At 73.4% G+C, this 21,183-nt stretch carries 17 protein-coding genes; 10 read left to right on the top strand and 7 right to left on the bottom strand.

What is annotated here, in order from left to right; translation table 11 throughout:
• The first annotated feature begins 75 nt into the window (after positions 1-75).
• On the top strand, positions 76-1,044 hold the full coding sequence (locus tag D3P35_RS10525; protein ID WP_118134689.1) for an AraC family transcriptional regulator: 969 nt from the start codon (positions 76-78) through the stop codon (positions 1,042-1,044).
• A gap of 485 nt (positions 1,045-1,529) precedes the next feature.
• Here D3P35_RS10525 and D3P35_RS10530 read toward each other — a convergent pair whose 3' ends face one another.
• The 3 genes from D3P35_RS10530 to D3P35_RS10540 are packed head-to-tail and all read right to left on the bottom strand — an operon-like array spanning position 1,530 to position 4,374.
• Positions 1,530-2,042 carry a MarR family winged helix-turn-helix transcriptional regulator gene (locus D3P35_RS10530; protein ID WP_118134690.1) on the bottom strand — a complete coding sequence of 171 codons (513 nt, stop codon included), beginning with the start codon at positions 2,040-2,042 and terminating at the stop codon, positions 1,530-1,532.
• A 32-nt stretch (positions 2,043-2,074) separates the two neighbouring features.
• A complete protein-coding gene (locus D3P35_RS10535; RefSeq protein WP_118134691.1) occupies positions 2,075-3,199 on the bottom strand; it encodes an alpha-hydroxy acid oxidase in 1,125 nt (374 codons plus the stop codon).
• Positions 3,196-4,374 carry a mandelate racemase/muconate lactonizing enzyme family protein gene (locus D3P35_RS10540; protein WP_118134692.1) on the bottom strand — a complete coding sequence of 393 codons (1,179 nt, stop codon included), beginning with the start codon at positions 4,372-4,374 and terminating at the stop codon, positions 3,196-3,198. The genes D3P35_RS10535 and D3P35_RS10540 overlap by 4 nt, the downstream gene beginning before the upstream one ends.
• Before the next feature lie 153 nt (positions 4,375-4,527).
• Here D3P35_RS10540 and D3P35_RS10545 point away from each other — a divergent pair, with 153 nt between their 5' ends.
• From D3P35_RS10545 to D3P35_RS10565, 5 genes are read left to right on the top strand one after another with little or no spacing between them, the layout of a single operon-like run.
• The gene (locus D3P35_RS10545) at positions 4,528-5,490 is read left to right on the top strand and encodes a tripartite tricarboxylate transporter substrate binding protein (protein WP_118134693.1); all 963 of its coding nucleotides are present in this window, start codon (positions 4,528-4,530) and stop codon (positions 5,488-5,490) included.
• Positions 5,491-5,494: 4 nt separating this feature from the next.
• Positions 5,495-6,001, top strand: a complete 507-nt coding sequence (locus D3P35_RS10550) for a tripartite tricarboxylate transporter TctB family protein (RefSeq protein WP_118134694.1) — start codon at positions 5,495-5,497, stop codon at positions 5,999-6,001.
• Between the two features lie 27 nt (positions 6,002-6,028).
• Positions 6,029-7,546, top strand: coding sequence for a tripartite tricarboxylate transporter permease (locus D3P35_RS10555; protein ID WP_118134695.1), 1,518 nt, complete (start codon positions 6,029-6,031; stop codon positions 7,544-7,546).
• Between the two features lie 37 nt (positions 7,547-7,583).
• Positions 7,584-9,029, top strand: a complete 1,446-nt coding sequence (locus tag D3P35_RS10560) for an aldehyde dehydrogenase (RefSeq protein WP_118134696.1) — start codon at positions 7,584-7,586, stop codon at positions 9,027-9,029.
• An 8-nt stretch (positions 9,030-9,037) separates the two neighbouring features.
• The gene (locus D3P35_RS10565; RefSeq protein ID WP_118134697.1) at positions 9,038-10,762 is read left to right on the top strand and encodes a thiamine pyrophosphate-requiring protein; all 1,725 of its coding nucleotides are present in this window, start codon (positions 9,038-9,040) and stop codon (positions 10,760-10,762) included.
• A gap of 62 nt (positions 10,763-10,824) precedes the next feature.
• On the opposite strand, the gene D3P35_RS10570 is transcribed toward D3P35_RS10565, so the two are convergent.
• The 4 genes from D3P35_RS10570 to D3P35_RS26735 all read right to left on the bottom strand — a co-directional run bounded on the left by D3P35_RS10570 (position 10,825) and on the right by D3P35_RS26735 (position 15,534).
• A complete protein-coding gene (locus D3P35_RS10570) occupies positions 10,825-11,802 on the bottom strand; it encodes a transporter substrate-binding domain-containing protein (RefSeq protein ID WP_118134698.1) in 978 nt (325 codons plus the stop codon).
• Between the two features lie 4 nt (positions 11,803-11,806).
• The gene (locus tag D3P35_RS10575; protein ID WP_118134699.1) at positions 11,807-13,396 is read right to left on the bottom strand and encodes a hypothetical protein; all 1,590 of its coding nucleotides are present in this window, start codon (positions 13,394-13,396) and stop codon (positions 11,807-11,809) included.
• A 45-nt stretch (positions 13,397-13,441) separates the two neighbouring features.
• Positions 13,442-13,588, bottom strand: coding sequence for a hypothetical protein (locus D3P35_RS26110; RefSeq protein WP_157982101.1), 147 nt, complete (start codon positions 13,586-13,588; stop codon positions 13,442-13,444).
• Between the two features lie 149 nt (positions 13,589-13,737).
• A complete protein-coding gene (locus D3P35_RS26735) occupies positions 13,738-15,534 on the bottom strand; it encodes a peptidoglycan-binding protein (protein ID WP_232830455.1) in 1,797 nt (598 codons plus the stop codon).
• Positions 15,535-15,822: 288 nt separating this feature from the next.
• Between D3P35_RS26735 and D3P35_RS10585 the strand changes: the two genes are divergently transcribed.
• Genes D3P35_RS10585 through D3P35_RS10600 form a run of 4 tightly spaced genes read left to right on the top strand, consistent with a single transcriptional unit; the run spans position 15,823 to position 21,123 of the window.
• Positions 15,823-16,986, top strand: coding sequence for a patatin-like phospholipase family protein (locus tag D3P35_RS10585; protein WP_118134700.1), 1,164 nt, complete (start codon positions 15,823-15,825; stop codon positions 16,984-16,986).
• A 17-nt stretch (positions 16,987-17,003) separates the two neighbouring features.
• Positions 17,004-17,810 carry a hypothetical protein gene (locus D3P35_RS10590; protein ID WP_118134701.1) on the top strand — a complete coding sequence of 269 codons (807 nt, stop codon included), beginning with the start codon at positions 17,004-17,006 and terminating at the stop codon, positions 17,808-17,810.
• Between the two features lie 18 nt (positions 17,811-17,828).
• Positions 17,829-19,967, top strand: a complete 2,139-nt coding sequence (locus D3P35_RS10595) for a S8 family peptidase (protein WP_118134702.1) — start codon at positions 17,829-17,831, stop codon at positions 19,965-19,967.
• Between the two features lie 10 nt (positions 19,968-19,977).
• Positions 19,978-21,123 carry a ComEC/Rec2 family competence protein gene (locus D3P35_RS10600; protein WP_118134703.1) on the top strand — a complete coding sequence of 382 codons (1,146 nt, stop codon included), beginning with the start codon at positions 19,978-19,980 and terminating at the stop codon, positions 21,121-21,123.
• Positions 21,124-21,183: the final 60 nt, after the last annotated feature.

The raw sequence follows: 21,183 nt of genomic DNA on the forward strand, positions 1-21,183 counted from the left end.
TTGCGAAATCGCCAAACTGTTCCCCCGCACGCCAGGCACCATGCTTCCGACACCCGTTCGCGAGGAGGGTCCGCCTTGGCCAATCCGATACCGCTGGCGCGCATCGCGCGCAGCGCCCACCTTTCCGGCAGCGGCTTCCGCGCCTCCCGGCCGGGGGGCGCGCCGCTCTCCGGCCGCCACTCGATGACCGAACTGCGCCGCGGCCTCGCGGTGCACACGCTCGATGCCACCACCACCGAGGCCTTCGAGACCCGGGTCACCCGCGCGCCCGGCGTGGTGCTGCACTGCTTCACCGCGGGCGAGGCGCGCGCCTCGCTGGGCGGCCGGCCGATGGAGCTGGGCCGGGCGCCCGGCGCGCCGGTGCAGGTGGTGCTGACCGCCCTCACCGAGCCCGCCGACTTCGTGCGCCGGGCCGAGCCGGGCGACTACATGCGCAAGGTGAACATCAAGCTCAGCCCGGAGTGGATGGCCGGCAACGGCTTCGACCTCGCCGGGGCCGGGCAGGCCGGGCTGCGCGAGCGGCTGGCGGCGCCCTTCACCCGGCTGGCCTGGCAGGCCGACGCCCACACGCTCGCCACCTTCGAGCGGCTCGCGGCGCTGGGAGAGGGCGACACGCCCTGCCTGAGGCTGGAGCGCGAGGCACTGACCCTCTCGCTGGTGGCCGGCGCCCTCGGCCGCATCGGCGAGGCCCCGCCGGAGCGCGACGCCCTGCTGCGCCCGCACGAGCGCCGGCGCCTCGCCCGCATGGAGGCCTTCGTGGCCGAGAGCCACGGCCCGCTGCCCGGACTGGCGGACATCGCCGCCGAGGGCGGGGTGAGCCTGTCCTCGATGCGGCGGCTGTTCCAGGCGGCACATGGCACCTCGGTGGTGGCCTGGGCGCGGGCCGAGCGGCTGGAGCGCGCCCGCGCGGCGCTGGAGCGCGAGACGGTGACGGTCTCCGAGGCGGCAACACTGGCCGGCTACGGCAGCCCGGCGAATTTCGCCACCGCCTTCCGCCGGCAGTTCGGCTTCCCCCCCTCCGACCTGCGCCGCAACCGCGCCTGACCCCGGCCGCGACGCCCCCTGCCCGAGGGAGGAACGCGCGCCACGCCGAGGGGGCCTGTCGGCCCCCGCAGCCTGGCGCGCGTGGCGATCGGCCCTGCGGGCCGCCGCCGGTCCCGGTCCCGGTCCTCGCGATGCGCGGGATTGCGATTCACGGGGGGCACGCACTGCCGCCTGCTGCGTGCGGGAGCCGGAGGGCAGTGCGAGAGGCGCTGCCGGGTGCTCGGGCAGGAGGGGAAGGCAGTCGGTCTGGCTTCGCGCCGCTTGCCGGTCGTCCCCGATCAGCCCTCGAGCACCCGATGCCGGATGCCGGATGCCGGATGCCGGATGCCGGATGCCGGATGCCGGATGCCGGATGCCGGATGCCGGATGCCGGATGCCGGATGCCGGATGCCGGATGCCGGGAGGCATGTCTCGCAGCCGGCGCGGCCGCAAGAGGCCTGCGCGGTCATGCGCCGGGGCGCGCGGTGCCCGTGCCCCGTCAGACCTCAGCCGGTGCCGGGGGTGTCGGCGTCCATGCCCTCGGAGATGTCGCGCAGGGTTTCGATGAAGGCGGCCTTGCGCTCGGGGCCGACGATCTCGTCGAGCCGGCGGAAATGCGCCTCGGCCTTCTCGGCCATGCGCGCATAGACCACCTCGCCCGCGGGAGTCACGTAGCTGGCGTAGGAGCGGCGATCGCCCTCCTGGCGCTCGCGGCGGATGATGCCGCGGTCCTCGAGCTGGCGCAGCGCCGCCGTGACGCTGGACTTGTCGCGCCCACTCACCCGGCCCAGCTCGACCTGTGTCAGCCCCGGGTTGCCCACGATGAGCGAGAGCAGCGCGAAACTGCCGGGCTTGAGCGAATCCGCCCCCAGCGCGCGGGAGAAATCGGTGAAGGCGGCCTCGTAGGCATGGCGCAGGTAGAAGCCGATGAACTCGGACATCGGGCCAAGCTCCACTGCGCGCCCGCCCGGCCGGCCGGTGTCCTCGGGCGGCAGCTCCACGATACCGGGCTTCGACATCACATCCTCCTTCTCCATCCGGGCCGCCCCCGTCACAGCCCCGTGCGCCCGGTCTGGGCGAGGGCGCTTTCCAGCTCGGCGGCGAGCAGGGCGAAGAGCGCCTCCGCCCCGGCCGCCCCGCGCGCCGCCACCGCGAACAGGAAGGGCCGGCCGAGAAACACGAAATCCGCCCCCGCCTCCAGCGCCTTGAGCATATCCTCGCCCGAGCGCACGCCGCCGTCCAGCGCGAGGGGGAAATCCGGGCCCACCGCCGCGCGCACCGCGGGCAGGGCGGCAAGCGGGGCGGGAGCGGCATCGAGCTGCCGGCCACCGTGGTTCGACACCATCACCGCGTCGGCCCCTTCGGCTGCGGCGCGGGCGGCGTCCTCGGGGGCGAGGATGCCCTTGAGCACCAGCCGGCCCTTCCAGCGCCGGCGCAGATCCCCCACCAGGGCCCAGTCGAGCCGCCCCGAGCTCTGCCCCGCCATCAGCTCGGCCAGCGAGCGCGCCCCGGCGCCGGGGGCTGCGTAGCGCTCGAGATTGGCGAAGCGCGGCGCGCCGTGCCGGGCCATGGCCAGCGACCAGGCCGGGTGGGTGAGGAGGTCGAGCACCATGCGCGGCCCGGGGCGCAGCGGCAGGGCGAAGCCGTTGCGCACATCCCGCAGCCGCTTGCCGGGGCGCGGCACGTCGACCGTCACCACGAGATCCTCGTAGCCCGCCGCCTCGGCGCGGGTGACGAGATCGTCGGTGATCTCCTCCGAGCGGCCGACATAGAGCTGGAACATGCCCGAGCGCGGGGCGGCCGCCTTCAGCGCCTCCAGCGTGTCGGTGGCGGGGGTGGAGGCGACGTAGGGCACGCCGTGCCGCTCCGCCGCCGCGGCCAAGATGCGGTCCACCCCGGGCCAGGCGATGCCGGCGAGGCCGATGGGCGGGATGCCGAAGGGCAGCCGCCACGCGCGCCCGAGGAAGGCGCGCGCGGTGTCCGCCGGCGCATCGGTGTTCACCAGCGCGCGCGGCATGAGCAGGGCGTCGGCGAAGGCGGCACGGTTGCGCGCGAGCCCGGCCTCGGTGCCCGCCCCGCCGTCGATGAAGTCGAAGGCGAAGCGCGGCATGCGGGCCCGGGCGGCGGCGCGGTAGTCTTCCGCCGAGGCGGGCGGGCGGCGGGCGAAGAGGCTCATCCCTTCCCCACCCCGCGCGATGTGGGCCGGGAGGCGAAGTCGCGCAGTGCCGCGCCATCGGCCTCGAAGCCGAGCCCGGGGGTCTCGGGCAGGCGCAGCCGGTCGCCCTGCCGCTCGGGCAGGTCGCGGTAGAGGGCGCGGCACATCTCCACCGAGATCAGGTGCCACTCCACCAGCCCGCCATGCGCGAGGCCGGCGTGCAGGTGCATGTTGTGGAAGGGAAACGCGCCGCCGTTGGCAAGCTCGATGTTGCGCGCCTCGGCCATGGCCGCCACCTTCGCGCCGGCGGTGAGCCCGCCGCAGATGGTCACGTTGGGCTGGATCACGTCCACCGCGCCCCCGTCCATGAGATCGGCGAAGCGGAAGAGCTGGCCCTCGTTCTGCCCCGCGGCGAGGCGCAGGCCCGAGCGGGCGCGCAGGTCGGCCATCCGACCCACGTCATTGCCGCGCACCGGCTCCTCGAAGAAGGCCACGCCCAGCTCGCGCAGCGCCGGGGCCAGCCGGCCGGCGGAGGCGGGATCCAGGCTGCAATTGGCATCGACATAGATCTCGCACTCCTCGCCCACCGCCTCGCGCACGCAGCGCACCCGGGCGATATCCTCGGCGATGATGGCGCCGAGGTCACCCCCCTCGGCGCGGCGTTTCAGCCCGTGGTGGCCCACCACCATCTTGAGCCGGCGCACGCCGTCGGCCTTCAGGTGGCGGGCGGCATCGGCGAGCTGGTCGCGGTCGAAGCTGCCGAAGCCGAAGGTGACGTAGAGCGGCACCTCGGCCCGCGCGCCGCCCAGCAGCCGCCAGCAGGGCTGGCCGGTGACCTTGCCCAGGATGTCCCAGAGCGCGAGGTCGACGGCGGAGACCACATGGCTCGCGTAGCCGGTCTGGCCGCGCGGGCTCAGGAGCCAGTAGAGCCGCTCGGCGATGCGCTCGCGCGCCAGCGCGTCCTGGCCCACCAGCGCGGGCGCCGCGAGCTCGCGCACGATGGCGGCCACCACCTCCTCGTCGGTGATGGCGGTGAAACCGTGGCCGGTGACGCCCTGGTCGGTCTGCACTTCCACCACCGCGCAGGACAGCGCCGTCGACACCTCGACCGGCCCGAGCGAGAGGGTGACGGGGATATAGGCGGGAAAGGCCGTCACGGCCCGGATCTCGAGAGCTTTCAGCGGCAGGGCGGTCATGGCGTGGGGGTCCTCCGGAAGTGTTTTCTGACAGGTTGGTGATCTCTCACGCCAGAAGGTTGACAGAAAGATAGTTGGACATCAAACTGTTTATCGGAGCAAGCGGCCGGAGAGCCGCCCCGCTCCCCACAACGATCGAAAGGGAGGATCACCATGCCGACACTCAAGGCAGCCCTGTGCGCGACGGCCATCGGCCTCGGCACCGCCATCGCCGGCCCCGCGCTGGCCGAATTCCCCGAACGCCCCGTGAAGCTCATCGTGCCCTTCGGCGCCGGCGGCGGCAGCGACGGGCTGGCCCGCGCCATCCAGGCCGGCATCGAGAAGCACGACCTGCTGCCGGTGCCCTTCGTGGTGGTGAACGCGCCGGGTGCGGCCGGCACCGTGGGCACGCGCCAGGTGCTGGGGGCAGAACCCGACGGCTACACCCTGCTGCAGATCCACCAGGAGATGTTCGCCGCCGCCGCCCTCGGCCGGGTGGACTACGCGCCCGATGACTTCGAGCCGGTGATCCAGGCCAGCCGCGGCTGCATGTTCGTGGCGGTGCCGGAGGGCTCCGAGTACCGGACCCTCGACGATCTGATGGCCGCGGCGAAGGCCGCGCCCGGCGGGCTGAAACAGGCCGACGACATCGGCAGCGCCACGCATTTCCCCTCCGCCCAGCTCATGTCGCAGGCCGGCACCGAGTGGCGCATCGTGCCCACGGGCGGCACCTCGAAGCGCTTCGCGGCGCTCAAGGGCGGCTTTGCCGACCTCGCCTTCATGTCCACCCCCTGGCTCACCCGCGGCAAGGGCGAGCTGCGCCCGCTCGCGGCCCTGGGCGAGGAGCGCTTCCCCGAGATGCCCGACCTGCCCACCGCGCAGGAGCAGGGCTACGACGTGACCGCCTGCCTCGCCCGGCGCTACTGGGCGCCGAAAGGCACCCCGCCCGAGGCGGTGGAGGCGGTGGCCGATGCCATCGAGGCCGCGATGGGCACCGAGGAGGTGCAGGCCTATCTCGAGGCCAGCGGCGAGGACGCGGCGGTGCTGCGCGGCGACGCCCTGCGCGCGGCGATCGAGGCGGATTACGGCTCCTACCTCGATGTGCTGGACGTGGTGAAGGCCACGTCGGGGCAGTGAGGCAATGACGGACGCGCCCGACACGGCCCCCCCGGCCGCGCCCGGCCGGGCCGCGAAGCTCGGCTTCACCGCGCTTTTCGCGGTCCTCGGGCTCGCGGCGCTGGTGGCGGGCAGCGAAATCCCGCCGGCAGTCTACGAGCCGGTGGGCTCACGCGCCTTCCCGCTCGCCCTCGGCGCGCTGGCGCTGGGGCTCGCGGCGGCGCAGGCGGCCCTGCTGCTGCCCGGGCTGCTGCGCGGCCGCCCCGCGGAGCGCGACGAGCCCGCCGCCGAGCTCTGGCCGGCGGAAGCGCGGGCCGCCGCCGCCTTCGCCCTCACCGTGCTGTGGATCGGGCTGGTGGCGCTCACGCCCCTGCCCTTCGCCCCGGGCACGGCGCTCTACATGCTGGCGATGCTCGCGTTCCTCCTGCGCCGGTGCGACGCGCGCTTCCTCGCCCTCGCGGTGCCGGTCTCGGCCGGTTTCGCCTGGGGGCTCACCCTCCTGTTCACCCGGGTCTTCTACCTCAGCCTCTGAGGCGGCCCGAAACCCGCGGAGCATGCCATGCTCGACGCCTATGCCCATGTCTTCACCGGCGGGCTGCCCTGGATCCTGCTCGGCACCGCCACGGGGATCTTCGTGGGCTCCATTCCCGGGCTCTCCGGGGCGATGGTGATCTCCCTCGCCCTGCCGATGACCTATTTCATGAGCGGCAGCGACGCGCTGCTGCTGCTCGTCTCGATGTATGTCGGCGCCACCACCGGCGGGCTGGTGAGCGCGACGCTCATGCGCATGCCCGGCACCGAGGCCGCCATCATGACCACGCTCGACGGCTACCCGATGGCCGCGCGGGGCGAGCCGGGCCGCGCGCTGGGGATCGGCGTGCTCGCCTCCTTCATCGGCGGCATGCTGGCCTGGGTGATCCTCGCCCTGCTCTCGCCGCCGCTCTCGGTGGTGGCGGTGCGCTTCGGCCCCTACGAGATCTTCGCGATGACCGTGGTGGCGCTGAGCCTGATCGCCGCCATCTCGCGCGGGTCTCTGCTGGCGGGGCTGATGGCGGCGGGGCTCGGCGCGCTCGTCTCGCTGCCGGGGATAGACCCGATCTCGGGCACGCTGCGGCTCACCTTCGGATTCTCCGGGCTCGACACCGGCTTTGCCCTGCTGCCGGTGCTGCTGGGCACGCTGGTGGTGGCACAGGTGTTCGTGGACTGCCGCACCCCCTCCGCCCCGCCGCCGCCGCGCGGCGAGGCGGCGCGGGTGGCCATGCACATCCGCGATGTCACCCGCTACGCCTGGAGCTACGTGCGCGCCTCCGTCATCGGCGCCTGGATCGGCATCCTGCCCGGCGTGGGCGGCACCACCGCCTCCATCGCCGCCTATTCGGTGGAAAAGGCGATGGCGAAGGGGCCGGAGCGCTTCGGCCGCGGCGCCGAGGAAGGCGTCATCGCCTCCGAGGCCGCCAACAATGCCGGCACCGTGGGCGCGCTGGTGCCGCTCATCACCCTGGGCATCCCCGGCTCGGTGATCACCGCGGTGCTGCTGGGCGCGATGGTGATCCACAACCTCAACCCCGGGCCACTGCTCTTTGCCGAGAACCCCGGCATCGCCCACACGGTGATCGGCGGCGCGCTGGCGGCCAATCTCGCGATGCTGCTCATCATGTGGCTCGCCACGCCCCTGCTCGCCCGGCTGATGTACGTGCGCAAGGCCTGGCTGCTGCCGGGCATCGTGATCTTCTGCGTCATCGGCGCCTTCTCGGTGTCGAACCGCTGGCTCGACGTGGGCGTGATGCTCGCCTTCGCCGCCCTGGGCTACCTGATGCACCGCGCCCGCATCCCCACCGGGCCGTTCATCATCGCCTACATCCTCACGCCGATGGCCGAGCAGAACCTGCGCTCCGGGCTGGTGGTGTATGACGGCAGCTTCCTGCCGCTGCTCACCCGGCCGGTGCCGGCACTCTTTCTCCTCATCGCACTCGGCTCTATCATCTGGGCCCTGGCAGGAGAGCTCCGCAGCCGTCGCGCGCAACGGGCCGCCATCCAGCCACCCCCCGGCACCGCGCCGGGCCATGAAAACCGCTGAACAGCTGAACGACCGACAATAAGGGTAGGAACCGCACATGAACCTGCAACTTCTCATCGGCGGCGCCGCCGCCCCGGCCGAGGACGCGCGCACCTTCGAGCGCCGCGACCCGGTGACCGGCGAGGTCGCCACCCGCGCCGCCGCCGCGCGCAAGGCCGACGTGGACCGCGCCGTGGAGGCCGCCGCCGCCGCCTTCCCCGCCTGGTCGCAGACCGGGCCGGGCGCGCGCCGCGCCATCCTGCTCAAGGCCGCCGACCTGCTGGAGGCGAAGACCCCCCAGTTCATCGAGACCGGCATCGCCGAGACCGGCGCCACCGGCCCCTGGCTGGGCTTCAACGTGGCCTTCGCCGCCGGCATCCTGCGCGAGGCCGCGGCGATGACCACCCAGGTGAAGGGCGAGGTGGTGCCCTCCGACAAGCCCGGCACCCTCGCGATGGCCTACCGCCAGCCGGTGGGCGTGCTGGTGGGCATGGCGCCGTGGAACGCGCCGGTCATCCTCGGGATGCGCGCCGTGGCCATGCCCATCGCCTGCGGCAACACCGTGGTGCTGAAGGCCTCCGAGATGTGCCCGCGCCTGCACGTGATGATCGGCGAGACCCTCACCGAGGCCGGCCTGCCCGAGGGGGTGATCAACGTCGTCACCCACGCGGCGGAGGACGCGCCGGAGGTGGTGGCCGCCCTCGTGGAGCACCCGAAGGTTCGCCGCGTGAACTTCACCGGCTCCACCCGCGTGGGCCGCATCATCGCCGAGCTCGCCGCCCGCCACCTCAAGCCGGTGCTGCTGGAGCTGGGCGGCAAGGCGCCGATGCTGGTGCTCGACGACGCCGATCTCGACGGCGCGGTGAACGCCGCCGCCTTCGGCGCCTTCATGAACCAGGGCCAGATCTGCATGTCCACCGAGCGCATCATCGTGGACGAGAAGGTGGCCGACGCATTCGTGGAGAAATTCGCCGCCAAGGCCAAAGCCCTGCCACATGGCAACCCGCGCGAGCACGTGGTGCTCGGCTCGGTGGTCGACCGCGCCACGGTGGAGCGGGTGAACGGGCTGATCGCCGACGCGCTGGCGCAGGGGGCCACCTGTGTCGCGGGGGGCGCCACCGACAGCACCATCATGCCGGCGACCGTGATCGACGGGGTGACCCCGGCGATGAAGCTCTTCCGCGAGGAATCCTTCGGCCCCGTGGTCTGCGTGGTGCGCGCGCGCGACACCGAGCACGCGATCGAGCTGGCGAACGACACCGAGTACGGCCTCTCCTCCTCCGTCTTCGGCGCGGATGTCACCCGGGCCATGGCGGTGGCGCGGCGCATCGAGGCCGGCATCTGCCACGTGAACGGCCCCACCGTGCAGGACGAGGCGCAGATGCCCTTCGGCGGCATGAAGGCCTCCGGCTACGGGCGCTTCGGCGGCGCGGCCGCCATCGACGAATTCACCGAGCTGCGCTGGATCACCCTCGAGGATCCCGCCCAGCACTACCCGTTCTGAGGCGCGCGATGGACGGAGACGACAAGACGGGGGTGGCCGGCGCCACCCTCACCGCCGGCGGGGCGATCTTCACCCGGCTGAAGGCGCTCGGCATCGACTATGTGTTCACCAACTCGGGCACCGATTTCCCCCCCATCATCGAGGGGCTGGCGGAGGCGGCGGCGAAGGGCATCGACCTGCCGCGCGCCCTCGTCATCCCGCATGAGCACGCGGCCATGGGCATGGCGCATGGCTACTACCTCATGTCGGGCCGCGCGCAGGCGGTGATGCTGCACACCAACGTGGGCCTGTCGAACGGCGCCACCGGGGCGATCAACGCCGCCTGCGAGCACATCCCCATGCTGCTGATGTCCGGCCGCACCCCGGTGACGGAGAAGGATCGTTTCGGCGCCCGCACCGTGCCCATCGGCTGGGGGCAGGAGATGCGCGACCAGTCCGCCCTGGTGCGCGAGGCCTGCAAGTGGGAGTACGAGCTGAAGTTCCCCGACCAGATCGGCGCGCTGCTCGACCGCGCGCAGGCGGTGGCGAACTCCACGCCCAAGGGGCCGGTCTACCTCTCGCTGCCGCGCGAGGTGCTGTGCGAGCCCTGCCCGGCCGAGGGGCTGGAGGCCCCGGCCAGCATGGCGCCGGTGGGCCTCGCGCCCGAGCCGTCGGCGCTGGCCGAGGCCGCGCTGCTGCTCGCCGGCGCGCAGGCGCCGCTGGTGATCGCGCAGCGCGGGGCGGGCGACGCGCAGAGCTTCGCCGCCTTCGCCGACTGGGCGGAGGACTGGGGCATCGCCGTGTGCTCCTGGTGGGCGACGCATCTGGCGATCGACACCGACCACCCCTGCCACGTGGGCGCCGACCCCGGGCCCCGGCTGGCAGAGGCCGACGTGGTGGTGGTGCTCGACTGCCTCGCCCCCTGGTGGCCGGACATGCACCACCCCAAGCCGGGCGCGAAGGTGATCCACATCGGGCCTGACCCGCTGTTCTCCCGCTTCCCCGTGCGCAACTTCCGCTCCGACCTCGCACTCGCGGGCGAGAGTGCCGTCACCCTGCCAGCGCTCTTCGCCGCCATGGCGAAGCTCCCGCGCGACGAGGAGGCCATCGCCACCCGGCGCGACCGGCTGGCGGGCGAGACCGCCGTCGCCCGGGCGCGGATGCGCGAGGCGATCACCGCCTCCGCCGCCCGCGGCATCACCAAGGAGTTCGTGAGCCAGGTGCTGGGCGAGGCGCTGGAGGGCGCGGCCTCGAGCGTGTTCTCCGAGCTGGGCACGAAGCTCGGGCCGCTGGCGCGGCGCGGCCACCGTGCGTGGTTCCAGGAGCCGCATTCCGGCGGGCTGGGCTGGTCCTTCCCCTGTGCGCTCGGCGCAAAGCTGGCGGCACCGGAGCGTACCTGTGTCGCCACCATGGGCGACGGCTCGTACATGTTCGCCAACCCCACCGCCTGCCACCAGATCGCCGAGGCGCTGGAGCTGGGCATCCTCGTGCTGGTGCTCAACAACGAGGAATGGGGGGCGGTGCGGGGCTCGGTGGTGGGGCTCTACCCCGAGGGGCACGCGGCGAAGGCCAACGAGATGCCACTCACCGCGCTCAAGCCCTCGCCGGACTTCTGCTCCACCGCGCGCGCCAGCCGCGCCTGGGCCCGGCGGGTGACCGAACCCGAGGCCCTGCCCGGCCTGCTCGCCGAGGCGCTGGAGGTGACGCGCGGCGGCCGGCTCGCCCTGCTCGACATCCGCATCCTGCCGGACTGAGGCCGGGAGCAGGGGGGCCCCGCGCTCCCCTGCCCGCACCCCCTGCCCCTGCCCGCGGCCCCTCACTCGCGCCCGCGCAGGCTCCAGAAGAACAGGCTCAGCTTGCGGCTGGGCCGGTAGCCGGGAAAGGTGCCGGCGAAGGCCTCGTCGAGCAGCGAGGGCCGCAACAGGGTGCGCCGGCTCAGCGTGCCGAGGAACTCGAGCAGCAGCGCCGCCTTTTCCGGGGCCACGTCGCGGCCGCGCAGGAAGATGGCGTAGCGATCGTCGGTATAGGTGTCGAGCGCGTCGCGCCAGCGGCAGTCGGGCTGGGCGCCGAGCACCGCGGTCACGATCTCGATGTCGCCCACGTAGTAGATCACCTCGTCGTTGCAGAAGGCTTCGGCCAGCGCGTCATGCGTGGGGAAGGCGCGCAGCGGCTGCGCGCGCCCCTCCTGCTGCGGGCAGGCGGGCTCGGCACTGCGCCAGGCCTCGTCGTTGTTGGCGAAATGGATGAGGATGTCGCGGAAGGCCGGCCATTCGCCGGCGCGCAGCACCGCGCCGAGCCCCTCCGCCTCGGCCGTGGTGCTGGCCACGAAGCCCACCAGCGTGCGGCAGGGGTTTCGCGGCACGCTGGGCCGGCTGGCGAAGGTGATGCCGGAGAGATAGATCGGCCCCGAGGCGAGGTGCTCGTCGAGCCGCGCGCGGGTGATGGTGGCGGGGTCGCACAGGATGTCTATCTCGCCCGCGCGCAGCAGCTCGAACCGGCTGGCGGCATCGACCAGCCTGGGCACCACCTCGAAGCCCTGCGAGCGGCGCATCTCGGCGAGCACGCCGTCGCAGACCCGCACCATGTAGCCGTCGTAGCCCGCCGCGCGCAGCGGCCCGCCGGCCGCGGGATCGGCGAAGACGGGAGCGCTCGCGCGGAAGGAGAAGGGGCGCGCATCGGCCCGCACCCCCACCACCAGCTCTGCCGCCCGTGCCGGGGCCGCGCCCCCGGAGAGGCCGGGCAGCGCCAGCGACATCAGCACGGAGAGGGCGAGGCGGCGCAGACGCAGGCTCATCGGTTCAGTCCTCGCTCCATTCCATGAGGGCGGCGAAGGCGAGGAAGAAGATCAGCGCCGGCGCCCCCAGGAGCGCCGCCTCGCGCAGCTGCCAGCTCAGCCCCTGCGCCGTGCCGTAGGTGGAGGCGACGACCACCAGCGCCCAGAGCGCGTAGATGCCCGCCATCACCAGCGCGATGCCGAGCGTGGCGAGATGGGGCAGCCGCTCGTGCAGGTCGACCACCAGGAAGACGTGGAAGGCGATGATGATGCCGAAGGCGAAGCTGAGCGCGCAGAAGCCGCCGTAATCGCGCAGGAAGTCGCGCAGCTGGGCGGAGGTGAGGGTGCCGGCCGCCACCAGGTCCTCCAGCGCGCCGGCGACGACACAGGCCGCCACGGCCGCCAGCGCCGGCAGCAGCGAGGCACCGAGAAAGCGCAGGAACGGCATGCGGCTCAGCCGCCAGGGCTTCCAGCGGTTGCGCTCCTCCCGCGACTCCCGGACCATCAGCGCCAGCCCGGCACAGGCCGCGAAGCTCAGCACCGTGGCGAAGCCCAGCCACAGCCCCTCGCGCATCACCGCCGCGAACCAGCCCGCCTGGTGCGCGCCCGAGGCCCAGGCCGAGTAGATGCCCCAGGTGGAGAGCACGGTGAGCAGGCCGCTCGCCATCACCGCGCCGGCGAGGCTCTGCAGCGCGGGGTCGCGTTCGCTCTCGATGGCGCGGATCACCTCCGAGGTGGGGTTCTGCCCGCCGGCCCCGGCCACGCTCCGGTCGTTGCGGATGAAGAGCAGCGCGAAGACGGCGAGCAGGTTGTTGCGGGTGCGCAGCACGCTCTGCTGGAAGGATTGCAGGGCGTCGGGCGCGTCCGAGAGGGTGCCGAGCGCGGCGGTCACGCCGTCGACGTCCCCCCGCACCCGCTCCAGCAGGCTGTCGAGGGCGGCGACGGGCGTCTGGGCGAAGAGCTGGTCGCGGTACTCGCCCACCACCGCCGGGCCCACGAGGTCGATGGTCTTGAGGGCGGCCACCGTGTCGGCCAGCAGCGCGTCGCGGGTGCTGCCGTCGCCCGCCGCGGGGGCGATGCGTGCATAGGCCTCGGTGAGCGGCAGGTGATAGCCGGTGCCGATGCGGGCGTAGTCCACGCGGTGGAGCCGGGTGATCACCCGGTAGACGCCGTAGGGAATGTCGGCCAGCCGGTGCGCCACGGATCGGATGCAGCGCTCCACCGGGGCGAAGAACCCGGTGGAGAGCGCGGCGATGATGGCGGCCGAGACGTAGAAGGGCTTGCCGTAGGCCCCCGCGCCCAGCAGCCCGTCGCTGCCGCCGGGGATGTCGCCCGTGGGGCCCTTCACCCTGCCCTCGCCGGCCTGCACAAGGGCGTAGAGCTCGGCCGAGCCGAGCAGGGCCGCGTAGATCAGCAGGTAGATGAGCACGTAGAACATCAGCCCGCGGATCAGCTCCGCCTTGGTGCACAGCGTGTCGAGCTCGACCCCCTGCAGGATGGGGTAGCGCTCGTGCGGGTGCACGTTCACCGGCACCGAGAACTGGCGCAACGCCTCCACGATCAGGGTCAGCGCGCCGGCCCCCACCACGGCCATGTAGGCGATGTCGAACTCCACGTGCCCGTCCTCCCCGCCGTCCTCCGCGCCGGCCTGCCTTCCGCGTCAGAGGCAGGTCTTGATCTCGGGGTTGCAGGGGCCGACGCCGGCGGGGGCGCCTGGCAGGCCCGCGGGAAGCGGCCCCGCCAGGGCCGGCGCGAGCACGAGAAGCAGAAGCACGAGGCACAGGGCGGTATGTCCGGTGATGGTCATTTCCAGTCTCCCTTGCATGACGGTGGCCGGGCAGGCCGGCCGGGTGATGCCCCCTGCCCTGCCGACAGTCTGCCAGCGCGGCGGCAGGGGGCCTGTGTGCACGGACACATCTCGCGAAACATCGTCACGCAACGCACAGCCGCCGGCCCTCAGGCCAGCAGCACGAAATCCCGGCCCGGCCAGCCGCGCGAGCGGGCGCAGACCTCGAACCCCTCGCGGGAGCCCTCGTCGTTGGTATTGCCCTCGATGGTGGCGAAACTGTCCGGGGCGATCTCGGTCACGAAACCCACATGGGTCCAGTCGGCCGCCGAGGCGCGGACGCAGAACAGCGCGCCGGGGCGCAGCCGGCCGGCGCGATGGTCGGCGCTGCCGAGCTCGGCCTCGGCCACGAAGCGGCCCGAGGCCTTCGCATCCGCCACCAGCGCGTCCACCCCCACCTGCCGCGGAATGGGCGCGCCGAGCCCCAGCGCGTGCCCCGCCTGGGCGAGAACATGGCTCACGAAGCCGGCGCACCAGGGCTGGTCGTCGCCCTCGCGCCCGTGCATGTAGAGCCGCACCCAGGGGCCGCAGTTGCCCTGCCCGCGCACCACGAATTCCACCGGGTGCTCGGCGAGGTGCAGCCGCGCGACGCTCAGCGCCGCCTCGTAGATGCCGGCACCCTCCGGCAGCTCGGGCCGGGCCAGCGCGCGGTGCATCGGCGCGGTGAGTGCTGCCCAGACCCGCTCGTCCACCCGCCCGGTCTGCGGCAGGCCGGCGCGGAGCTGGAAGGCCTTTACCGCCGCCTCGGTGCCGCCGCCGAAATCGCCGTCCACATCGGTGCGCGCGCCGTGGAAGGAGCACCATTCCTGCACCCGCGCCACGGTGCGGCTGCCGCCGGCGTCCTTCTGCCCGCGGGCGATCTCGCCGGGGAAGTCGAGCTCCTGCGCCACCACGCCGGCGAGCGGCTCGGGGAGCGCGGGCGCGGGCGCGGCCGCGGCGCCGGCGAAGCGCGCCGCCATGCCCGCCACCGCCCCCGCGCCGGGGTCGAGCGGCCGGCCGGTCTCCACCGCGCCGGTGTCCTCGAGCCTGCGCAGCAGCACCGCGGCGCCGCATTGCTTCGACACCGCATCGGGGTCGAAGCGCCCGTCGGCCACGAACTTGCCGCGCGTATAGTGGTTCGAGAAGCTCCACAGGTAGGGCGAGGGCACGCCGCGGTTCCGGTAGCCCAGGCCGTTGTAGCGCTCCAGCCGGTCGAGCGCCGGGCCGAGGCTCCAGTCATCGAGCCCGGCGAGCCCTTCCATGGTGAGCGCGTCGGTGGCGCTCTCGGTCCAGGTGAAGGGCGGGCTGCCGGTGGCCGGGCGGCGCGGCGGGTGGTGCACGGTGCGCGCCGAGAGCGGGTCGCCGTTGTGCAGGTGGGTCTCGAGGCTGAAGCTCGCCTCCAGCCCGTGGATGAGCCCGATGAACCACCAGGGAATGCCGAGCCGCGCCCCCAGCCCCTCGTAGAGCGCGCGGTTGCGCAGCAGCGGGCGGAGGTAGAAATGGTCGATCTCGCCCAGCCGCGCGGGGTCCGGCCGGCAGTCGGCGTAGAGCGCGGCGAGGCGCCCGGCCTCGGGCGCGGCGCCTTCCGCCGGCGCCTGCACCGGCTCGGGGGCGAGGCGGGCGGGCCCTTCCGCCGCCTCCGACACCGCGGCGCCCAGCCGGTTCATCACTGCCTGGTAGGTGCCCAGGGCCGCATCGAACGGCCGGTTGCGCAGGGCGGCCACCGCGGCCGCGAGGCACTCCGCGAGGGTGTCGACCAGCACGAGATCGGCGAGACCGGCCTCCTCCTCCGTGTCGCGCAGCGCGCGGATGCGGCGCAGGACGGCGCCGAGGGCGCGGTGCTCGTCGGGGTCCGTGGTGGCGCGGCGCCGGCGCATCACGGGCAGTTCGGTCGTCGAGATCAGCCCCTGGCGGTCTTCGAAGGTCATCCCCATGCGGTGTCCTCCCAATTCATCGCGCCCGGCGAGGCCGCGCCCCGTTTCCCGGCACACTCCGGCCGAGACAGGAACACTGACCCTTTCTCCGGGCATAAAATCAGTACAAACACACCGAATCGACGTATTGTTCACAAATGTAACATGATCTCTAGTTGCTCGATGTGCGCATTATCACAGCGTTTCCAGCGCGTTCCCGACAGTGTTCGTCGGAATTGATTTCAAACCTGCAACGGTGCCCGCGAGGCCAGCTCCGCGCGGCCGCATCCGGAGGCCAGCATCATGCCCGACTGGAGCGTTTCCTCGCTTCCCGGCTTCTTCCGTCCCGGCGACCTGGTGAAATACCGCCCCGACGCGGTGGGCCTGTGCTTTTCCGGCGGCGGCTACCGGGCCACGCTGTTTCACGCCGGCGCGGTGATCCGGCTCAACGAGCTGGGCCTCCTGCCACGCATCGACCGGGTGTCGAGCGTCTCCGGCGGGTCGATCACCTCCGGTCTTCTCGCGAAGGCCTGGCGCAAGCTGCCCTTCGACGCGGCCACCGGCATAGCACCGCCCGACGCCCTGCACGCCGCCTTCACCGAGCCGGTGCTGGAGGCCACGGCCCGTACCCTCGACATCCGGGTGGGGCTGGCGGGCTTCCTGCCCTTCGTCTCGGCCGGCAACCGGCTGGCAGACCTCTACGACCGCCACGTGTTCGACGGCTTCGCCCTGAAGGACCTGCCCGAGCGCCCCGCCTTCGTCTTCAACGCCACCAACCTGCAGACCGGCGGGCTGGTGCGCTTCACCAAGCACTACCTGGCCGACTGGCGGGCCTTCTCCGCGACCACCACGCACCTGCGGCTGGCCGATGCGGTGGCGGCCTCCTCGGCCTTCCCGCCGGTGCTGGCGCCGCTGCGCCTCGACCTCTCCGACGAGCAGGTGGAGACCCCCGCGGGCGCGCGCTTCGACGACCCCGCCCTGCACCGCGAGCCGGTGCTGGTCGATGGCGGGGTGCATGACAACCTCGGGCTGGAGGCGGTGTGGAAGCGCTGCGGGGTGCTTATCGCCAGCTACGCCGGCCACAATGCCGCCGCCGAGGTGAGCAGCTTCGCCCTCGACCACATGGTGCCGGTGATCTACAGCTTCCTCGCCTCCAGCATCGACTGGCGCGAGCGCATGCTCATCAACCTGTTCCGCCACCGGCTGGCCGACGGGCGGCCCGAGCGCCGCGGCGCCTACTGGACCGCCGGCACGGAGCTGGAGGATTTCCCCCTCCGCGACGGCTGGAAGCCCACGCCCGACACCATCGCCCGCGCGCGGGACACGCCCACCCGGCTGGAAGCCCTCTCGCGCCCCGAGCAGAAGGTGGTGGTGGAGGCCGGCTACGCCTTCGCCGATGCCGCCCTGCGCAGCTACCTGCTGCCCGACGCGCCCCCGCCCGTCGGGCCGCCCCGGGTGTTCCCCTGAGCCGCCGGGAGACCGCCATGCAGCGCATCGCCCTCGTCCTCCTCATGCTCGCCCCCCTCGCCGCCGCGGCCCAGAGCCCCTCCACCGCCGGGATCGACACCGGGGCCGCCGCCGGGGGCGGGCTGGTCTTCTCCAACCCCCAGGCGCTGGCCGAGGCCGGCCAGGCGCTGGTGCTGCTCTTCGTGCTCGCGCTGCTGCTGGAAAGCGCCCTCACCCTGCTGTTCGACTGGCGGGTGTTCCTCGCCTATTTCGACCGCAAGGGCTGGAAGACCCCCATCGCGGTGGCGGTGGCCGGGCTGATGGTCTGGGTGTTCGGGCTCGACATCGTGGCAAGCCTGATCAGCGCCTATTCCGCCGCCCCGCTGGAAAGCGGGCCGGTGAGCGGCACGCTTACCGCCCTCGTCCTCGCCGGCGGCAGCGCGGGCGTGAACCGGCTGATGCGCGGCCTCGGCTTCCGCGCCTCCGACCGCGCCGCCGAAGTGGCGCCCGACCCCGGTACCCGCGCCTGGGTCTCGGTGCGGGTGTCGCGCCGGCAGGCGAAGGGCCCGGTGGCCGTCACCGTCACCCGCGCGCCCGCCGGCACGCCCGAGCCCGCCGCCATCGCCGGCACGCTCGGCGCCCGGCCCCCCGGCCTGCGCCAGCTCATGTTCCGCGCCCCGGACCGCTTCCCCGGCAACGGCGGCTACGCGGTGGAGGCCGGCCCGGTCTACCAGATCGGCGTGCAGGGCGAGGACGCCAGCGGCACCCCCCTGCCCGACCCGCTCTCCGGCCGGCTGTTCCGCTTCGCCCCCGGCGCCATCGTCGACCTCGAGGTGACCCTGTGACCCCCCGGAGCCCGCATCATGGCTGACGACCGCCGCCGCGCCGCCCTGCTGCACGACCTGATCTTCGAGCGCCCCGGCGGGCTGCGCTTCACCCAGGACAGCCCGGTGCTCTCCGACGTCTGGCTCGCCTACGCGCTCGGGCCCCGCAGCCGGCAGAAGCTCATCCTCACCCTCTCGCATGACCGCGGCGCCGGCCAGGCGGCCTCCGAGCTCGGCGCCATGCTCACCCGCATGCGCGGGCGCGAGGTGCTGCGCTTCCCCCGCGGCGGCGGGCCGGTGCAGCGCGGGCGCACCCGCATCTCGCACATCCCCGGGCAGATCTCGGCCGAGCTCTTCTTCGACGAGCTGATGCGCCTGGGCCTGCCCCTCACCCCCTGGTGGCAGGAAACCCGCGACGCGCTGCTGCGCCTCGCGGACTGCTTCGCCGACAAGGGCGCCGAGCCGGCGGACTGGACCGGCTTTCCCATGCACAGCCCCGGGCGCGCGCGCGACCTCACCGAGGCGCTGCGCCTGCACGAGACCGGCACCGGCGCAGGGCAGGGCCCGCGCACCACCTACCTTCAGCGCCTGCCGGCAGACCTGCTGTGGCTCGTGCGCCTCGCCGGGCTGATCGGCGCCGCCTTCCTCGACGGCCACGCCCTGCTCGACGAGGCAGACACGGCCGGCCGCGCCCTCGAGGCCCGGATGGAGCGCCGCCGCGCCGAAGCGCTGCGCGGCCCCCGCCCCGACAGCGGCGAGGACTTCCCCGCCGAGGCGCTGGTGGACGGCTTCTTCCGCATCTACGAGGCCTGGAACACCGCCGAGAACATCCAGCCCGCCCAGTTCATCTGGCGGGTCACGCGCAACCGCCCGGTGGAGCTCGCCATCTCCCGCTCCGCCCTCACGGTGAAGGCCGATGCCGCCCGCCGCCTGTTCGACGTGAGCTGCCGCGAGATCACCTGGGCCGTGATCGACAGCGGCATCGACACCCGCCACCCCGCCTTCGCCGACACCTCGGTGCCCTGCGCCCGCGGCGAGAAGCCGCCGCAGGTGACCGACCTTCCCAGCCGCGTGGTGCTCACCCTCGATTTCACCCGCATCCGCGACCTGCTCGACGCCGACCTGCTCGGCCCCGCCCCGGCCGGCGGCGAGGAAGATGCCGACGTCGCCTCCGCCCGCGCCGCCCTGCGCGCCGATCTCGCCCGCCGCCTGAAGGCCGCCGCCCCCGCCCCCCTCTCCGACATGGAGGCCGAGGCCGCCGCCGAGCGCCACATGGAGGAGCTGCGCAGCCGCATCCGCCTCAACCGCGAGGTGGACTGGGAGGCCCTGCGCCCGCTCATCGAGGAGCCGGACCCCCCTCCCCCGCCCACCGACCACGGCACCCATGTCGCCGGCATCATCGGCGCCGACTGGATCGACGACATGCCCGGCGAGGCCGAGCTGCCCCTGCCCCTGCGCAGCCGCGTGCTGCAGGGCATGTGCCCGGACATCCGGCTGATCGACGTGCGGGTGTTCCGCGAGGATGGCCAGACCGACGAGTTCGAGCTGCTCGCCGCCCTGCAATACCTGCGCTGGATGAACGCCCGCGCCGGCTACATGGCGGTGCATGGCGCCAATCTCAGCCTGTCGCTGGTCCACGAGGTGCGCCGCTACGCCTGCGGCCACACCCCGATCTGCATCGAGTGCGACCAGGCCGTGGCCCTCGGCATGGTGATCGTGGCCGCCGCCGGAAACCGCGGCTTCGACGCAGGGCCCCTGGAGGCGATCACCCTCGCCGACGGCTTCCGCGCCTCCACCATCACCGACCCCGGCAACGCCCAGAAGGTGATCACCGTGGGCGCCACCCACCGCGGCCGGCCGCATGAATACGGGGTGAGCTACTTCTCCAGCCGCGGCCCCACCGGCGACGGGCGCATGAAGCCCGACCTCGTCGCCCCCGGCGAGAAGATCCTCGGCCCCGTGCCCGGCGAGGGCCAGGACCGCAAGGACGGCACCTCCATGGCCGCCCCGCACGTGAGCGGCGCAGCCGCCCTGCTCATGGCCCGCCACGACGAGCTGCGCGGCCGGCCCGAGCGGGTGAAGGAGGTGCTCTGCGCCACCGCCACCGACCTCGGCCGCGAGCGCTACTTCCAGGGCGCGGGGCTGCTCGACGCCCTGCGCGCCCTGCAATCGCTGTGAAGGAGACCCGATGACCCTCGACATCACCGCGCTGCCCGCCCGCCACGGCGACGCGCTGCTGCTCTCCGCCGGCCCCGCCCGGGTGCTGATCGACGGCGGCCCCTCGCGGGTCTGGGACCACGCGCTCGCCCCCGCCCTCGCCACCCTCGGGCGCGGCGGCCCGGCCTCGATCGACCTGATGATGGTCTCCCATATCGACGCCGACCACATCACCGGCATCCTCGAGCTCACCGCCGCCCTCTCCGCCGCCCACCAGGGCGGAAAGCCCCCGGCAGCGAAGATCCGCGAGACCTGGTTCAACGGCTTCACCGACGCGCTGGCGCTGGCCGAACCCGCCCCCGCCGAGGCTGCCGCCCTCTCGCTCAGCAGCGCCTCCGGCCCGCTGGCGACACTCTTCGCCGGCCAGGGGGATGCGCGGCTGGTGCTGTCCTCCGTCTCGCAGGGGCGGCGGCTCACAGACGCGCTGGACACTCTCGCGATCCCGCGCAATCCGGGCTTCGCGGGCGGGCTCGCCATCGCCGGGGCCCGGCGGGACGACTGGCGCTGCGGCCCCCTCACCCTGCGCGTCATCGGCCCGGACATGGCGGCGGTGGAGAAGCTGCGCCGCAAATGGGCGCAGCAACTGCCCAGGATCCTCGCGCGCGAGGCCAGCGAGGCCGAGCTCGTCAGCCTCGACCGCTCGGTCTACAATCTCTCCAGCATCGTGGTGGTGGCCGAGGCCGGCGGCCGGCGCGCCCTGCTCACCGGCGACGCGCGCGGCGACATGATCCTGGAATGGCTCTGCGCCGCGGGGCTCAGCGGCCCGGAGCTGCATTTCGACATCCTCAAGATGCCGCATCACGGCTCGGACCGAAACATCGACCTCGCCTTCCTCTCCGCCGTCACCGCCGACCACTACCTGGTGAGCGGCGACGGCAAGCACGGCAACCCGGAGCCGCGGATGTTCGAGCTGCTGTTCCAGGCCCGGCGCGGCGCGCGCTACCGGGTGCACCTCACCTACCCGCTCGGCGCCATCTGCGCCCACCGCGAGTTTGACCGCGACGGCCGCACGGAGCGCCTGCGCTGCATCCTCGAGCGCGCACCCGCTGGCTGCATCGTCGAGCCCGCGGACGCCGCCGGGGGCGCCCGGATCAACCTTTCCGCCGGCTCCTCCTAGAGCCGCCGAAGCCAGACTCATCCGCGCCTTAACGCGCATAATCCCCCCATTATGCGCGGC

This window comes from Oceanicella sp. SM1341 (genome assembly GCF_003448965.1).
GTDB lineage: Bacteria > Pseudomonadota > Alphaproteobacteria > Rhodobacterales > Rhodobacteraceae > Paroceanicella.

What these genes read in the sequence shown, in the direction of transcription:
- D3P35_RS10530 (WP_118134690.1), bottom strand. Translation starts at nt 2,042, where the DNA reads ATGTCGAAGCCCGGTATCGTGGAGCTGCCGCCCGAGGACACCGGCCGG.
- D3P35_RS10535 (WP_118134691.1), bottom strand. Translation starts at nt 3,199, where the DNA reads ATGAGCCTCTTCGCCCGCCGCCCGCCCGCCTCGGCGGAAGACTACCGC.
- D3P35_RS10540 (WP_118134692.1), bottom strand. Translation starts at nt 4,374, where the DNA reads ATGACCGCCCTGCCGCTGAAAGCTCTCGAGATCCGGGCCGTGACGGCC.
- D3P35_RS10545 (WP_118134693.1), top strand. Translation starts at nt 4,528, where the DNA reads ATGCCGACACTCAAGGCAGCCCTGTGCGCGACGGCCATCGGCCTCGGC.
- D3P35_RS10550 (WP_118134694.1), top strand. Translation starts at nt 5,495, where the DNA reads ATGACGGACGCGCCCGACACGGCCCCCCCGGCCGCGCCCGGCCGGGCC.
- D3P35_RS10555 (WP_118134695.1), top strand. Translation starts at nt 6,029, where the DNA reads ATGCTCGACGCCTATGCCCATGTCTTCACCGGCGGGCTGCCCTGGATC.
- D3P35_RS10560 (WP_118134696.1), top strand. Translation starts at nt 7,584, where the DNA reads ATGAACCTGCAACTTCTCATCGGCGGCGCCGCCGCCCCGGCCGAGGAC.
- D3P35_RS10565 (WP_118134697.1), top strand. Translation starts at nt 9,038, where the DNA reads ATGGACGGAGACGACAAGACGGGGGTGGCCGGCGCCACCCTCACCGCC.
- D3P35_RS10570 (WP_118134698.1), bottom strand. Translation starts at nt 11,802, where the DNA reads ATGAGCCTGCGTCTGCGCCGCCTCGCCCTCTCCGTGCTGATGTCGCTG.
- D3P35_RS26110 (WP_157982101.1), bottom strand. Translation starts at nt 13,588, where the DNA reads ATGACCATCACCGGACATACCGCCCTGTGCCTCGTGCTTCTGCTTCTC.
- D3P35_RS26735 (WP_232830455.1), bottom strand. Translation starts at nt 15,534, where the DNA reads ATGACCTTCGAAGACCGCCAGGGGCTGATCTCGACGACCGAACTGCCC.
- D3P35_RS10585 (WP_118134700.1), top strand. Translation starts at nt 15,823, where the DNA reads ATGCCCGACTGGAGCGTTTCCTCGCTTCCCGGCTTCTTCCGTCCCGGC.
- D3P35_RS10590 (WP_118134701.1), top strand. Translation starts at nt 17,004, where the DNA reads ATGCAGCGCATCGCCCTCGTCCTCCTCATGCTCGCCCCCCTCGCCGCC.
- D3P35_RS10595 (WP_118134702.1), top strand. Translation starts at nt 17,829, where the DNA reads ATGGCTGACGACCGCCGCCGCGCCGCCCTGCTGCACGACCTGATCTTC.
- D3P35_RS10600 (WP_118134703.1), top strand. Translation starts at nt 19,978, where the DNA reads ATGACCCTCGACATCACCGCGCTGCCCGCCCGCCACGGCGACGCGCTG.